The sequence below is a fragment of the Verrucomicrobiia bacterium genome (assembly GCA_026414565.1).
GTDB lineage: Bacteria > Verrucomicrobiota > Verrucomicrobiia > Limisphaerales > Fontisphaeraceae > Fontisphaera.
The window spans coordinates 1-16,057 of the sequence record JAOAIT010000005.1 but is presented as its reverse complement, the minus strand read 5'-3'; the positions used below and the strand labels follow the sequence as shown (position 1 = coordinate 16,057).

12 protein-coding genes are annotated in these 16,057 nt (G+C 64.9%); 6 read left to right on the top strand and 6 right to left on the bottom strand.

The genetic code is table 11. The annotated features are described in order from the left end of the window. Position 1: 1 nt before the first annotated feature. A complete protein-coding gene (nagB, locus tag N3J91_00545; protein MCX8154933.1) occupies positions 2–787 on the bottom strand; it encodes a glucosamine-6-phosphate deaminase in 786 nt (261 codons plus the stop codon). A 174-nt stretch (positions 788–961) separates the two neighbouring features. Between nagB and N3J91_00540 the strand changes: the two genes are divergently transcribed. The 4 genes from N3J91_00540 (at position 962) to N3J91_00525 (ending at position 6,124) form a co-directional block, all read left to right on the top strand. After that, on the top strand, positions 962–2,923 hold the full coding sequence (locus tag N3J91_00540; GenBank protein ID MCX8154932.1) for a YjhG/YagF family D-xylonate dehydratase: 1,962 nt from the start codon (positions 962–964) through the stop codon (positions 2,921–2,923). Between the two features lie 103 nt (positions 2,924–3,026). Next, entirely contained in the window at positions 3,027–3,968 is a 942-nt protein-coding gene (locus N3J91_00535; GenBank protein MCX8154931.1) for a PmoA family protein, read from the top strand. Positions 3,969–4,135: 167 nt separating this feature from the next. After that, a complete protein-coding gene (locus N3J91_00530; protein MCX8154930.1) occupies positions 4,136–4,969 on the top strand; it encodes a sugar phosphate isomerase/epimerase in 834 nt (277 codons plus the stop codon). Positions 4,970–5,002: 33 nt separating this feature from the next. Beyond that, positions 5,003–6,124, top strand: a complete 1,122-nt coding sequence (locus N3J91_00525; GenBank protein ID MCX8154929.1) for a beta-lactamase family protein — start codon at positions 5,003–5,005, stop codon at positions 6,122–6,124. Between the two features lie 85 nt (positions 6,125–6,209). Here N3J91_00525 and N3J91_00520 read toward each other — a convergent pair whose 3' ends face one another. The 5 genes from N3J91_00520 to N3J91_00500 form a co-directional block, all read right to left on the bottom strand. After that, a complete protein-coding gene (locus N3J91_00520; GenBank protein MCX8154928.1) occupies positions 6,210–8,132 on the bottom strand; it encodes a glycoside hydrolase family 127 protein in 1,923 nt (640 codons plus the stop codon). A gap of 6 nt (positions 8,133–8,138) precedes the next feature. After that, positions 8,139–9,260 (bottom strand): cellulase family glycosylhydrolase, encoded by a 1,122-nt coding sequence (locus N3J91_00515; GenBank protein MCX8154927.1) that lies wholly within the window; start codon positions 9,258–9,260, stop codon positions 8,139–8,141. 74 nt (positions 9,261–9,334) lie between these two features. After that, on the bottom strand, positions 9,335–10,363 hold the full coding sequence (locus tag N3J91_00510; protein MCX8154926.1) for a hydroxymethylbilane synthase: 1,029 nt from the start codon (positions 10,361–10,363) through the stop codon (positions 9,335–9,337). A 95-nt stretch (positions 10,364–10,458) separates the two neighbouring features. Further along, positions 10,459–11,577 (bottom strand): hypothetical protein, encoded by a 1,119-nt coding sequence (locus N3J91_00505; protein ID MCX8154925.1) that lies wholly within the window; start codon positions 11,575–11,577, stop codon positions 10,459–10,461. A 52-nt stretch (positions 11,578–11,629) separates the two neighbouring features. Further along, the gene (locus N3J91_00500) at positions 11,630–12,649 is read right to left on the bottom strand and encodes a hypothetical protein (GenBank protein MCX8154924.1); all 1,020 of its coding nucleotides are present in this window, start codon (positions 12,647–12,649) and stop codon (positions 11,630–11,632) included. Positions 12,650–12,816: 167 nt separating this feature from the next. Between N3J91_00500 and N3J91_00495 the strand changes: the two genes are divergently transcribed. After that, positions 12,817–13,947: a phospholipase D-like domain-containing protein gene (locus N3J91_00495; protein ID MCX8154923.1), complete on the top strand. Its 1,131-nt coding sequence runs from the start codon at positions 12,817–12,819 to the stop codon at positions 13,945–13,947. Positions 13,948–14,008: 61 nt separating this feature from the next. Continuing rightward, a partial coding sequence (locus N3J91_00490; GenBank protein MCX8154922.1) for a hypothetical protein occupies positions 14,009–16,057 on the top strand: 2,049 nt, incomplete at its 3' end.

The following is a 16,057-nucleotide window of genomic DNA, read 5'->3' as shown; positions in this document are numbered from 1 at the left end:
CTCACCGATACTCCGCCCACTCCGGCTCGGTCTGGAATATCCACCGATAATACTCATGCCCCTGCAGCTTGGACGCCGCCGCCTCGTCCACCACCACCGTGCATTTGGGATGCAGTTGCAACGCCGTCGCCGAAATCATCGCCGTCACCGGCCCCTCCACCGCCTTCGCCACAATCTCCGCTTTATGCGCCCCCGTCGCCAGCAACAAACACCGCCGCGCATCCAGAATCGTCCCCACCCCCATCGTGATCGCCCGGCGCGGCACCTTGTTGGGATCCCCAAAGTAAATCGCGTTCTGCGCCACCGTCGTCGGCGTCAACGCCTTCACCCGCGTCCGCGACAGCAGCGCCGACAGCGGCTCGTTGAAGCCAATGTGCCCGTCCCGTCCTATCCCCAACAACTGCAAATCCACCCCCCCAAAGCGTTTGATCAGTTTCTCGTACTCCTCGCACTCCCGCTCCAAATCCGCCGCCATGCCATTGGGCAGATGCGTCATCCGCGGGTTGATGTTCACATGGCTGAACAAATGCCGCTGCATGTACTGCCGGTACGTATTCGGATCCTCCGGTGGCAGCCCCACATACTCATCCAGATTAAACGTCCGGCACAGGGAAAAATCCAGCCCCTCCTCCTTGTGCATCCGCACCAAATGGGCATACACCGCCTCCATCGTGCCGCCCGTGGCCAGGCCCAGCACCAAAAATGGATTCTCACGCAGCGCTTTGGCGATCAATTTGGCCACCAACAGCGAGGCGGCCTCCGCATCTTGTTGAATGATGACTTCCATATTCAGACTCTGTTGCCCCCGGCAAAAACCATCTCACGAGGCTTGGCGCGGGCGTTGCGTTTGAGCCATCACCTTACTCCTACCGCCGTTCCAGTCAAAACCTATCATTGCACCCCGCCACACTTTGTTCTATCTAGTGCCTCGCATAAATGCACTCCTGCATGTTGCCTGTTCATGAAACCGGACGCCTTGATCCCTGACGGCCCCGCCGCCATCTACCGCCTCGCCACCCGCGCCCCCGGACCACCAGGGCGCCTCCCCCTCACCGATGCCGACCTCCGCTCCCGCCCCAGCGGCGACTTGTTTGGCATGACCCAAAATGCCGCCATGGGGTGGAACCCCGCCGAACTCCGGCGCCCCCATTTCCTCATTCTCAGCACCCAGGGGGGGCTCCGCGACGCTGCCGGCCGGCCCATTGCTCTGGGTTACCACACCGGCCACTGGGAAATCAGCGACCTGGTGGCCCACGCCGCCCGGGAGTTTCAACGCCTCCAAACCATCCCTTTTGCCGGCTATTGCAGCGACCCTTGTGACGGACGCACCCAGGGCACCCCCGGCATGATGGACAGCCTCCCCTATCGCAATGATGCCGCCCAAATCTTCGGCCGCCTCATCCGCTCCCTCCCCACCACCCAGGGCGTGCTGGGCGTGGCCACCTGTGACAAGGGCCTCCCCGCCATGATGATGGCCCTGGCCGCGGCCCGCCATCTGCCCGTGGCCCTGGTGCCCGGCGGCGTCACCCTGCCCCCGGAATCCGGCGAAGATGCCGCCGCCATTCAAACCATCGGCGCGCGCTACGTCCACGGCCTGATCACCCTCGAGCAGGCCGCCGACTACGGCTGCCGCGCTTGTGCCACCCCCGGCGGCGGCTGCCAATTCCTCGGCACCGCCGCCACCGCCCAGGTGGTCGGCGAAGCCCTCGGCCTCACCGTACCCCACGCCGCACTGGCCCCCAGCGGGTTTCCCGTCTGGCACGACCTGGCCACTCGCTCCGCCCGCGCCCTGGTGCGCATGCAACAACGCCGCCTCTCCGGCGCTCACGTCCTCACCCCGGCCAGCCTCCACAATGCCATGACCGTCTTCGCCGCCTTCGGCGGCTCCACCAACCTCCTCCTGCATCTGCCCGCCATCGCCCATGCCGCCGGCCTCCCCCGCCCCACCGTCAACGACTGGCGCCGCATTCTCCACCGCACCCCACGCCTCGTCAGCGTGCTCCCCAACGGCCCCATCCACCATCCCACCGTCCGCGTCTTCCTGGCTGGCGGTGTGCCGGAGGTCATGCTCCACCTGCGCCGCCTCGGCCTCCTCGAAACCGCCGCCTTGACCATCACCGGCGCCACTGTGGACGAAATGCTCGACGCCTGGGAAAAATCCCCCCGCCGCCGCAAATTCCGCCAACTCCTGCAAAAGCTGGATGGCGTGCATCCAGACGAAGTCATCCTTCCCCCGGACCAGGCGGCCGCCCAGGGTTTGTCCGGCACCCTCCTCTTCCCCGAAGGCAACCTCATGCCGGAAGGGGCGGTCATCAAGAGCACCGCCGTGGACCCCCGCCTGCTCGACCCCCAGGGCGTCTATCATCACGAGTCCCCCGTCAAAGTTTTCGTCAGCGAGGCCGCCGCCATGGAGGCCATCCGCCAGAAACGCATCCACGCCGGCGACATCATGGTCATCGCCGGCATCGGCCCCCTCGGCACCGGCATGGAGGAAACCTACCAGGTCACCTCTGCCCTCAAATACCTGCCCTACGGCGGCCGGGTGGCCTTGCTCACCGATGGCCGCTTCTCCGGCGTCTCCACCGGCGTCTGCATCGGCCACATCGGCCCCGAAGCGCTCGCCGGCGGCCCCCTCGGCAAACTGCGCGATGGCGACCTGGTCCGCATTCACTTGGATATGCGCCGCCTCGCAGGCTCCGTCAATATGGTGGGCGAAAAAGGCCGCCCCGTCAGTCCCGCCCACGGGGCAAAAATCCTGCAACGCCGCCCCCCTCATCCCGATTTGGCGCCCCACCCCAAACTGCCCCCCGCCACCCGCTTGTGGGCGGCCTTGCAATCAGTAAGCGGGGGAGCCTGGGGCGGCGCCGTCTTCGATGTGGACGCCATCTGCGCCAGGCTCATGGAGGCCAGAGCCAGACGTTAACGCCGGCCCGGATTTCACCAGCACAGACATCAGCTACTGTTGAGGTTTTGCTTGCGCCAGCACGCCTTCTTGGGCAGCATTCCCCGCGATGAAATTCCCCTGCATGATCGCTGGGCTTGTGGCCTGCGCCGCCCTGCTTCGCCTCCAGGCCGCCCCCGCTACCTGGCAATTTCAACAGGGGCCTAACCACCTGCAAATCCTCCATCAGGCGCGCCCTCTGTTGCTCTACGTTTTCACCAACACCCAGTTCAAGCCTTACGTCAAAGAACTCTGCACCCTCCAGGGCACTAATGTGCTGCTCGACGCCCCCGCCGACCATTTGCATCACCACGGCCTGATGCTCGCCTTCAAGGTCAACGACATCAATTTCTGGGAGGAATCCCCCACCGCCGGCGTCCAAGTCGCCATCGCCTGGCCCGGCCCGGCCAAAGATCGTTGCGTAGCCTTTATAGACCAACGCGGCGAAGCCGTCCTGGCCCAGCGCCTGGCCTGGCTCCCACAGGCCCATCGCCACGACCCTGACCCCCGCCCCGCAGCGCTGCTCACCGAAGAGCGCATCCTCCGCCTGCGCGTCCATCCCGAACTGCAGGAAGTCTCCCTGGAATGGCATTCCACTTTCACCACCGGCTCCACCACCAATGTCTTTCGTATCAGCGGCGCAGGCTATCACGGCCTCGGACTCCGTCCCCTCCCCTCCTTCAACCGCGTGGCCCGCCGCTTAAACCCCATCGGCGCCGCCTACTCCCCCGAGGCCCGCTGGGACGTTGTCGGCGGCGAATGGGGCGCCCTGGTGGGACCAGTAAATGGCGGCGAAATCACCCTCACCCTCTTTAATCACCCCTTGAACACCGCCCCGCCCATGTTCTTCTCCATGCTCAACGCCTTTGCCTATCTCTCCGCCACCCAGGCCCTCGACCAACAACCCCAAACCTACCGCGCCGGCGAGAGCTTCACCCTGCGCTACCTCGTCACCCTCCACCAGGGCGCGCGCACCGTGGATTTTCTCAATTCTCGCGCCTTCCTCAAGGCCGCTCCCCGCAACTAGCCTCACCCCCGGCCGCCTCATGAATCCAGCATCCACCATAACCTGCGGCAAACCCACGGCCTTGCCTCCCGGCGCCTCCCGTGGCCTTGCCCCCGTCGGCTGGTGGCAGTGCCATTTTCCTTTCAAGACCCTGCTCAACCATTCAACCTGCTAACCCCTTCATTCCTATGGCCAACATCCACATCGGCATCAATCTCGAGTTCGTCCGGCACGATGACAAACCCTTTGAATGGGGCGTCCGGAAAGCCGCCGAACTGGGTTACAAATTCATCGAACCCATGGTCCACTGGGGCCGCGAGCTGCTCAGCGAAGCCGGCTACTTCCACAGTGTCTCCATGCTCGATGACCCCCTCCGCATCAAGCGCGCCTGCGCCGCCCACAAAGTCCGCCTCTCCGGCCTCTCCGCCCATTGCCCCCTCATCAAACCGGAGATCAGCGTCGAATACCTCAAACAGGCCATCCGCTTCGCCGCCGAATGCGGCGCCCCGGTCATCAATACCGATGAAGGCCCCAAACCCGATTGGACCACCCCGGCCGAAGACCACGTCCTCATGCGTTACACCTTGATGGAAGCCGCCAAAGTGGCCGAGCCGCGCGGCATCCTCATCGGCCTCGAGTGTCATCAGCAATACAGCAAATCCCCGGCCGGACTGGACAAAATCTGGTCCCTCGTCAAAAGCCCCGTCATCGGCATCAACTTCGACACCGGCAACAGCTACCTCGCCGGCGAAGACCCCTACCCCTGGCTCGAGCGCGTCGTGGACCGCCTCGTCCACCTCCACGCCAAGGACATCAGCGTCCAACATTCCGCCGCCGAGCGCGGCAAAGTCACCGGCACCCCCGTGGGCTGCGCCTGCGGCGACGGCGTCATTGACTGGGAACGCGTCATCAAAATCTGCCGCAAAGCCCCACGGGACATTGTCTTCTCCGTGGAATGTGGCACCGTGGACCAGGCCGAGCGCTCCATCAAACACCTGAAAAAACTCCTGACGAAAAAATAAGCCGGCGCCCCCGGTACCCCTGCCTTCCCCCTCATGTTCGGCCTGCTTGCCACAACCCGCCCGGCGCGGCGGCTCCGGCTGGCATCGCTGCTGCTCCTCAGCGCCGGCCTCCTTCCGCTCCTCGCCGACCCGCTTTTCCCTGCCGCCTCCTGGCCGGAGGCCACCCCCGCCGAACTGGGCGTCGCGGAGGCCCCACTCCTTGCCGCGCGCGATTACGCGCTCAGCGCCGGCGGCTCCGGCCTCGTGGTGCATCAGGGCAAAGTCATCCTGAAATGGGGCGACCCCACCGCCCTCTACGACCTCAAGTCCACCTCCAAATCCATCGGCTGCATGGTCCTCGGTCTGGCCCTCAAAGATGGCAAAGTCACCTTGGATGACCCCGCCATCAAGCACCTCCCCTCGTTCGGCACACCGCCGGAAACCAACCGCCTCACCGGCTGGCTGGAGCGCATCACGCTGCGCATGCTCGCCGAGCACACCGCAGGTTTCGACAAACCCGGCGGCTTCGTCCCCCTCCTCTTTGCACCAGGCACCCAGTGGAGCTACAGCGACGCCGGCCCCAACTGGCTCGCCGATTGTCTCACCAAAGTCTATGGCCGGGACCTGCATGACCTCCTCTTTGAACGGGTTTTCACCCCCTTGGGCATCCGCCCAACCGATCTCCGCTGGCGCAATCATGCCTACCGCCCCGACACCCTCGACGGCATCAAACGCCGCGAGTTCGGCTCCGGCTTCCACGCCAACGTCAACGCCATGGCCCGCATCGGCTACCTCCACTTGCGCGAAGGACGTTGGCACAAGGAAATCATCCTGCCCCCCTCCTTCGTCAAAGCCCTGCACACCCCGGACCCCGCCCTGGCCAAACTGCCCGTCCGCCTCCCCGACGAATTCGGCCGGGCCTCGGCTCATTACCGCCTGCTCTGGTGGAACAACACCGATGCCACCCTCCGCCACCTCCCCACCGATGCCTTCTGGGCCTGGGGATTGTATGACAGCTTGATCGTCGTAGTCCCCTCGCTGGATTTGGTGGTGGCCCGCGCCGGCTCCTCCTGGCCGCGAAAAAAAGGCGCCGACCACTATGACGTGCTCCGCCCTTTCTTGGAGCCGCTGGCGGCGGCCTTCCTCCAACGAAATTCCCCGAACCGGAAACCCTAGCGCGACACCGCGCTCCGCCTCGGCCTCCTTAAACCGTCGAACCTGCCTTAGGGCGCCGCTTGCGGGCTTCGCCATTGCGCCGCCGTCATTTGGCCCCCTCCCGCACCTCCTCCCACCGCCGATATAACCGCCCCTCCCACCACGAATCATTCAGTTTCCATCCCCGCTGCACCGCCCACACTTCCTGCGCCGAAGATTCCCGGTTGGCCAGCGCATAAAACGGAATGGCCAGAAACGGCCGGCCATCCGCCCGCACCCCCCGGATCACCGTCACCCCGCCCAGCCACGTGGGGCGATGCTCCACCTGAAAATGCGGCTCCTCCCCCAGCTCCACCAGCGGCTGGCCCTCATTGTCCAATCCCTCAAAACCATAGACCAAAGGCCCCCGTTGCAAAGCCACCTGCCCGCGGCACGCCTGCACATTCGGATGCGCCACCCACCGCTCCACGGGCATCGCCATCTCCAACTCCACCACCTCCCCCGCGCGCCATTCCCGCTCCACCCGCACATAGCCGCGCTCACGCACCAGCGGCGGTGGCACGGCCGCCCCATTCACTTTCACCGTCATTTCCCGGCACCACCCCGGCCAGCGCAGCAACAGGGCCGCCCGCTGCGGCTTTTCCGGCCGCACGCGCACCTCCCCTCGCCCCGACCACGGATAATCCGTCCGCACCTCCAGCTCCAGCCGCCCCCCCGCCAGCGGCAGGGACACCGTGCCGCCCACATACAAATTGCAATACACCTCCCGCGAAGTGTGCGCATAGGCATACCGCCCCGCCTGCAATATCGTGCGCGACAAATTCGGCGGACAACACACCCAGGAGTTGTAACGCGGCCGGTTCCGATCCCGCAGCGGATTCTGGTAATAGCTGTTGGTGCCGCTCAAACCCAATCCATGCAGCACGGCATTGTACAACACCCGCTCCAGCACATCCACCGCCCCCGCCTCACGCTCCAGCAAAAACATCCGGTGGGCAAAATCCACCAGCCCGCAGGCCGCGCAGGATTCATAGTATCCCTCATGCGGCAGCTCGTAATCCTCCCCCAGCGCCTCATGCTCCGCCCGCGGCCCAATGGCCCCCGTGATCGCCATCCGCCGCAGGCTCACGCAGTCCCAAAAACGGTGCGCCGCCAGCCGGTAATCCCCCTCGCCAGTTTCCCGCGCCAGATCCGCCACCCCCGTCGCAAAAAAAATCGCCCGCACCGCATGCCCCTCCAGCGTGCGCTGCTCCCGCAACGGCAGGTGATCCTGAAAATAAGCCCGCGGCGTCGGTCCGGCCGGCTCCACCTTGCCGTGTCCCCGCCACTCCACAAACGCGCGCGCCAGCTCCAAATAACGCCGCTCCCGCGTCACCCCGTACAATTCCACCAGCGCCATTTCCAATTCCGCGTGGCCGCAAAAGCCCGGCCGCCCCTGCGGCCCCAGAAAGTGCGCATACGCCTGATCCGCCGCCCGCCGCGCCACCCCGAGCAGATTCGTTTTGCCGGTGGCGCCGTGGTACTCAATCGCCGCCTCAATCAGATGCCCCAGCACATAACCATCATGCGAACCATCCAGAAATTTCGGATCCCACGGCGGCTTGCCCGAGTTCAAAACATACACATGCACATACCCATCCGGCCGTTGCACCCGCGCCAGCAAATCCACCAGCTCATCCACCCTCCGCTCCAGCGCCGCATCCCGTTGCATCGCCACGGCATAGGCAATCGTCTCAAAAAATTTGTAAAGATTCGCCTCATCCCACGTGCCATTCAGATCACCCGTAACTTTCTGCCCCGCCGCATGCCGCAAGGCCCGTTCATTCCATTGCATGTAATGCCATGAATGCGGCAGCGTCCGCTCCCGAATGACCTGGAATTTCGGCGCCCAGAAGACATCCTGCGCCTTCACCCGCCCCACCGGCGGACACACCAACGCCTCGGCCCCCTGCAGACCCCAGCCCCACACCGCCACCAACCCCCACATCATCCACGCCCGGCGCAGCCGGCCAGAAAACAAGGCAGCCACAGCAGTTTACTTTTTCCTGGTGATCCGCTTGATGTATTCCACTTCCTCCGCCTTGTAAGGCGTGCCATCCCGCCGGAAAATGTCGTGGAACCACAACGGCGGCTCGTTGGTGTACGGCTTCCGCCAGGAGTCCCACGGAAAAATCGTCTGCGTCTTCCCGTCCACAAAACCCCAGTTGTACGCCGCCACCTTCTGCTCCTTCAAATAGCCCAAAATCGGATCAAACGTGCTCCCCTGCGGCCGCGCCATGTATTCCGTGCACAGCAGGGGACGCTGGTAACGCCGCAGATTGTTCACACAGCGCTGCATCTCCTCCAGCGGCCCGTAACAATGAAAACTGATGACATCCGACTCCTCGAGACAATACCGCTCCATCGCCGACAACTTGGCCGGATCCGCCCAGTTGCCTATCCACACCCCGGCCGTCAGCGGCTGGGACGGATTCACCTCGCGCGCCCAGCCAAATGTCTTCCGCAAAAGCTGCAGGGCCAGCTCCGCCTTGTTTTCCGGCTCATACTGCCCATAGCTGCTGTTGTTGCGATTGTCCGGCTCGTTGAACAAATCCCATGCCTGCACCCGCCGATCATTCCGAAAGTGCCCAATGATGCCCGTCACGTACCCCTTCAGTTCATCGTGCCGCGCCGGCACCTTCAAAATGTCCAGCCCCGGCGATTGCACCCACCCGGAGTTGTGCACAAACGGCTTGGGCGCCGGCTGCGGCCCCGGCTTCGGAAAGGGATGCCACACGCTGTCAAACAACACAAACATCACCCCAATCTTGTGCTTGTCCGCAATCTGCAGAAATTGCTCGATGCGCTTGAGAAACCCCTGGCTGTCCTGCCGCCACGGAATATCATGCAAAAAAACCCGGATGCTGTTGAACCCCAACTGCTCCGCCCAGCCCAGCTCCCGGTCAATCGTCGCCGGATCAAAAGTGTCCGCCTGCCACATTTCAAGCTGATTGATGGCCGTGCTGGGATTGAAATTGCAGCCCACCAGCCAGCCCTTCTCCGCCAGCCATGCGTTGGCCCGGGCTTCCGTCCAACGCTGTCCCGCCGCGCCCCACGTGGACAGACAACTTAACACGCCCGCCATTAACGCCATCAGCCATGTTTTCATGTTCTTCATGGGCCTCATCGTAGTCATAAATGGATCGCCGGACAATCGCTTTTGTCCCTTCCGTCATCCCCCGCCTGCCCTGCCTACTTGCCGCTCAGCTCCGCCGCCAGCAGCCGGCCCAGCGCCTCCGGCTCATTCAAGGCATGCCGCGCCTCCACCCGTTGCATTTTCCCCCCCACTTCCGCCACCGCCTGCATGTGCAAATGGTTGCCTTGCACCTCCGCATGCGCCGCCACCGCACTGTGGCAGCCGCCGCCCATCGCCTTCAGAAACGCCCGCTCGGCCGTCACCGCCTGCCACGTGTTGTAATGATTGAGCCGCTGGCATATCGCCTGCACCCGCTCATCCCCGGCGCGCACCTCAATCCCAATGGCCGCCTGCCCCGGACACGGCACCATCTCATGCACCTCCAGCTTCACGGCCAGCAACCCATCCGGCACGGCATCCCCCACCAACCTCCCCTCCCCATCAATCCGAAAATGCAACCGCTCCAAACCCGCCGCCGCCAATAGAATCGCATCCAATTCCGCCCGGTTGGCCAGTTTCTCCAGCCGCGTCACCACATTCCCCCGCAGTTCCACCAGCCTAAGATCCGGACGCCGCGCCCGCACCTGCGCCTGCCGCCGCGCACTGCTCGTGGCCAGCGTGTAGCCCTGCGGCAGCTCCCCCAATCCCGTCCCCGGCTTGCATCCCCGCCGCTCCCCGTGCCCCGGCGCCCATTCGTCCACCTGCCCACGCGAAGCCTGCGCCGCAAGCCACTTGGCATCCCGGTAAATCAGCACATCCCGCGGATCCGCCCGCTTCGCCACCGCCCCCAGCGCCAGCCCCGGCGGCAAATCCACCGGCAAATCCTTCAAACTATGCACCGCCAAATCCGCCTGCCCCTTGACCAGCGCCACCTCCAGCTCCTTGGTGAACAATCCCTTCGGCAGCGTGCTTTTGGGATTGACCAGCGACGCGCTTTGCAGTTTGTCGCCCGTCGTCTTGATGATTTTAATCTCAAATGCCAGCCGCGGAAACGCCGCCCGGCATTGCTCCAGAATATAATGCGCCTGCGCCAGCGCCAGGGCACTGCCACGCGTTGCCAGAATGATCGGACGTTCTTTTGCCATGCTCGCAATCCGGCCGGCCCGCCAGCCGGTTGCGCCGCTTACTCTTGAGGAACCCGTCCCTCCCGTCAAATGGGAAGTGCGCCCTCTCCCCCTGCTCAGAAATCTCGCTTCGGCACCGGCAGCACCGTCGGACGCTCCCGTTGCTGCTGCGGCGCCCGCGGCGTCTCATTCAACAACCCGGAACCCGCCGACGGATTATACCCTCCCACCGCGCCTTCCCTCCGCTCTTCAAACAAACTGCGCGATGGGTTGCGTAACGGCATGCTTTCTGTGCCGTACGTATTAAGCGAATTGAGCGGCTTCAAGTCCCGGCTCAAGCCCCCGGCCTCCCGCAGCACACTCGGACCAATCGTCGGCGCCTCCGTCATGCCCGGCGTTTTCAAACCCAGCCCCCCCTCCCGCCGGCCCTGCTGCAAGTCATAATAAGTCCGGCTCTCCAACATCAGCCGGTACTCCTGCCGCCTTTCCTCGCGCAACCGCTCCTTCTTCATTTCCTCCTGCGAGGCCCGGAAAAAGTCATTCAAACTCACCTCACCCCCCAGCCCCCCCCGATCCACAGTATTGCGGCTCCACGAGCCTCGGCTCCCCCCCTCCTGATCCAAAATCGAGCGCAACGCCGGATTGCCCCCCTGCTCCCGCCGCATCCCCAGCCCCTCATCCTCCCTGCGATCCGGATTCAGCGGATCCACCCCCGGCCGCCCCCCGGCGCCCAACCCCGCGCCAAATGGCGGCCCACCCTCCCCCTCTTTGCCGCTCCGCTCCGGATTATTCCGGCCGCTTTGATGCTGGAAATACTGCTCCATCAAGGTGGGCTTGGCCATCGGCCTCCCATCCGGCCCCACCCGCTCCACCTTGAACACTTCTTCCGCCGTCGGCTGCCGCGCCTGATTCTGCGGCAACGCAAAAATCCAACTGTTTTGCCACCCCGCCCTCTCGCGCTCGCTCTTCTCCGGCAGTGCGGGCGGCGTCATGCGCAACATCTGCGGCGGCACCACCGGCCCCAGCGAGCTGTCCGGACGCAGCGATTCAAACGGCCGATCCAAATATTTCTCCAGCGGATTGGCCCCCCCCTTGGCCGGTTCAACCTTCTTCTGCTCGCTGGTGGAAAAACGTATCGGCTCTCCCGCCCCCGCCATAATGGCCGCCAATCCCAAAGCCACTATGCCGGCTTTTTTGTAAAAAGCCGCCGCCCCACGGGGATTTATATCCATCATGGCCATGGTTTTACTACTATACCGGCCCTCGCCCGCCGGGTCAACCGCCGCCTCAATACACGCTGATCTGCGCCTTCTTGCGCAGCTCCTCCAGCGTCATCTTGCCCTCCGCGTAAGCCTGCAAATCACTCCGCTTAATCTGCAGATTGAGCTGCCCCTGTCGCGGCCCGGCCCCTCCCCCTCCCCCATAACTGCGGGTCACCGCTTTGCCATCCTGCAGGGTGGTCACGCTGACCTGGGACATCGCCATCCCTCCCTCCCCCCCACCAGCGCCCCGCGGAAATGAACAAACCGACACCTGCACCCAGTCCTCCGCCTTCATCCCCCGAATGTTCACCGCATTCCGCAGGCAGCTCAACAACACCCGCTTCAAGTCCTCCACTTTCTCCGCCTTGTACGCCGGCGGGGGCGGTGGCTCCCCCACACCAATCCGGGGCGCCACCCATCGCGGCCCCTCCGGCGCGCCCCCAAACAGCTCCGCCCGCGCCCGATCCCAATCCGAGTCCATCGGCGGGGCTTCCGGTTTGTCGGCTTTCGCGGCGGCCTCCGGCAAAAGCGGAAAATCCACCGTCAAATAGAAAAACGCCCCAAACCCCTCCAAATACATCGCCTCCGGCGCCCGCACCTGATCCCCAAAGGCGCTGATCACCACATTCATCGGCCGCTGGTCCTCCTCGCGCAACTCAAACTCCACATCCTTGGCCAGCAGGCGCGACATCACCGCCAGATCTTCCTCCATGTCCGCCATTTGCTTGGCCTCCACCACCCGCGGACTGACCACCAGCGTCCGAATGGGCCGCACCGGCATCTGCCGGCCCCGCTCCCGCCGAATGGCCCCCACCGATTGCGCCAGCAACCGCGGCGCCTCCGCCAGTCTCTGTTGCGCCGCTTTCAGCGCCTCCCGCATCTCCTCCATCGCCTGCTCCGTAGCCCGCCGCATCTGCTGCACCCATTCCCCCCGCCTCGGGGCCCGCTCCTCGGCAGCCGCCGGCGGGACATCCGCCTCGGCAACTGCCCACACGCTGGACATCCCCACTAATGTCAATCCCATCAACCATGCTTTTGTTTTCATAAGACTCAATGGTGACCGCCTGGGATTCTTTTTTGCCTTAACCAAACTCGCACCGGGTACTCATGCCATTAGACGGCCTTTCGCCCCGGCAGTTCAATTATTTCTCGCCCCCTCCCGCTCCACTACTTGTTGTCTTCAGCCCGCCATCCCTTATAATCGCACCACCCATGGCACACGGCACGGACATCCGCTGGCTGGCGACCGGACAGGAGGATTTTCAAGCCAAACTCCAGGCCATTGCGGACTCCCGCCACAGCATCCGCCTGGAAACCTACATCTACACCGCCAGCCCCCCCGGCGAAACCCTCCGGGCCGCCCTGACCCAGGCCGCCCAGCGCGGCGTCCGCGTCCAAGTCCTCATTGATGCCTTCGGCTCCATCGAATTGCCGGACACTTTCTGGGAACCCCTCCGCCAGGCCGGCGGCCAAGTCCGCTGGTTCAATCCCCTCTCCCTCGGGCGCTGGGGCTTCCGCGACCACCGCAAATTGTTGGTCTGCGACGAGGCCGTCGCCTTCGTCGGCGGTTGCAACGTGGCCCCGGAATACACCGGCGACGGCATCCTCGCCGGTTGGTGTGACCATGGCGCCCGCTTGGCCGGCCCCCCCGCCGAAGACCTGGCCGAGGCCTTCGACGTCATGTTCGCCCGCGCCGATTTCCGCCATCCACGGCTCACCCGCCTCCGCCGCAGCGCCTTCCGCCGTCAAATGCCGCACCCCGATTGCGAAATCCTCCTCACCGGCCCCGGCCGCGGACGCAATCCCTTGAAAAAGAAACTCCACCAGGACCTGCGCGCCGCCCGCGACGTCCAACTCGTCAGCGCCTACTTCCTGCCCACCTGGCGCATCCGCCGCGAGCTGGGCCGCGTCGTCAGGCGCGGCGGCCGCGTCCAAATCCTCCTCGGCGCCAAATCCGATGTCCCCGTTGCTCAATTCGCCGCCCGCAGCCTCTACGGCCGCCTCATGCGCGCCGGCATTGAAATCTACGAATACCAGCCCCAAATCCTCCACGCCAAACTGCTCATCATTGACGGCGCCGCCTACATCGGCTCCGCCAACCTGGACAACCGCAGCCTGCACATCAATTACGAGCTGATGTTGCGCCTGTCCAACCCCGCCGCCGTCCAGGGCGCCCGCGAGCTGTTTGCACGTGACCTCTCCCATGCCCTGCGCCTCGAACCACGCGCTTGGCGACAGGCCAATTCCCTCTGGCAAAAACTCAAACAACGCTGGGCCTACTTCCTCCTGGCCCGCGTGGACCCCCTCCTCGCCCGCCGACAGCTCCGGCATCTCGACACCTGAGCCTCTCACCACCTTCCGCCCGGGATTTGACGCCACCCGGCCGCTCCCGTAAGCTGTCCCCATGAAATTCCCACAACTGCTTTGCGGCCTGCGCCCCGCGCTCGCGCCCCTCGGCTTGCTCGCAGCCAGCTTGATGCTCAACTTTACCCTTTATCCCCCCGCCACCGCCGCACCCGCCCCCCAGCACGTCCAGCAAATTGACCTCATCCATTTCTCGCACACCGATTACGGCTTCACCGACCACCCCGCCGTCTGCCGCGACCTGCAGGTGCGCTACCTCGACGTAGCCCTCGACGCCATCATCGCCACCCGCCCCCTGCCCCCCGAAGCCCGCTTCCACTGGACCGCCGAAACCACCATCGCCGTCCTCGATTGGTGGCAACAAGCCTCCCCCGCCCGCCGCCAGGATTTCCTCCAGGCCGTCCGTGACGGCCAGCTCGAAGTCACCGCCCTGCCCTTCAACAACACTCCCTTCCTGAACGCCGAACAATGGCACACCATGACCCACTGGCTCCCCGATGAGCTGTGGCAATCGTTCCGTCCCCAAACCGCCGTCCAAAACGATGTCAACGGCTTCCCCCGCGCCGGCGCCAAAGCCCTCCTGGACCGCGGAGTCCGTTACCTGTTCACCGGCATTAACAGCGACAGCGGCGGCCCCCCCTTCCCCCGCCTCTCCACCTTCTGGTGGAAACAGCCCGATGGCCGCCGCCTCTTCGTGTACATGAGCCTGCCCTACGGCGATGGCTTCTTCTTTTTCGAGTCCCTCGAATGGCGCCGCGGCCCCCTCCCCCGCGCCGCCGACGGCACCTACCGCCCCCCGCGCGCGGGCGACATCCTCAAAACCGACGAGTCCTCCCTCCGCAAAGCCCATGAACGTTGCCTCAGCCGCCTGCAGGAATTCGAGCGCAACGGCTACCGCCTGCCCGTCCTCGCCGTCTCCATGACCAGCATGTGGCGCTATGACAATGATCCCCCCTTCCCGCCCATTGCCGACTTCGTTGCCGCCTGGAACCGCCTCGGCCTCCAACCCCGCCTCCGCCTCACCACCGTCTCCGAAGCCATGCGCGACCTCGAAAAAGCCTCCGCCAGCTCCGCCCCGGAATACACCGGCGAATGGACCGACTGGTGGGCCAACGGCACCGCCTGCGCCCCGCGCGAAGTCGCCGCCAGCCGTTTCGCCAAACGCTTCCTCACCGCCGCCCAATCCCCCGTTTTCGGCCCCCTCGACCCCGCCACCCGCGCCCGCCTCACCGAGCTATGGCAGGACTTGTGCCTCTTTGATGAACACACCTGGGGCTCCGGCATGAGTGTCGGCCAGCCTTACAGCCTCGATTCCCAGGGCCAGTGGAATGAAAAAGCCCGCTTCGCCTGGCGCCCCTTCGCCCTCGCCGAATGGTTGCTCGGCCAGCGCGCCCGCACCCGCCTCAGCCGCGAAGCCGAGGGCCTCTGGGTGGCCAACCCCACCGCCGCCCCCTTCTCCGGCTGGGCCTCCCTCATCACCACCTGCCTCCGCCAGGAAACCCACGCCCTCGTGGACGCCGACACCGGCCAACGCGCCCGGCTCTACTACGAACCCGGCCCACTCTGGGGCCGCCCCGCACGTCCCCAGGACTTGAGTTATGAGGATGTCTCCGCCACTTTCCCCGACCGCTCCCCCAATCGCTTCGCCCGCTTTTGGATCGAAAACCTCCCCCCTCACTCCACAAAACGATTCCTCTTCAGCCCTGATCCGGGCAGGGACACCCCGCCCCCACCCACCGCCCTCACCCTCACCACCAACGCCTCCGGCTGGCCCACCTCAGCCCTTTGGCCGGGCATGTCCAAACCCCTCTTCCAGGAGGGCATGGGCGATTTCCTCAGTGTCAAAGTCAACGGCTTCGCCCCCCGCTGGCTGGCGCAAGACATCTGGCATGCCCAGGACCCCGCCCGCAAGGCCCAGCTTCAAAAGGAACGGCTCACCTTCACCACCGCCACCCCCCTCAGCCCCACCACCGTCGAGGACAACCCCCACACCCTCCGCTACACCCAACGCTTCGAACACCCACGCCTGCAATGGGGCACCCGCGGGCGCGGGGTTCACGTTTCCAGAGTTCGAGTTTGCGGGTGCCCC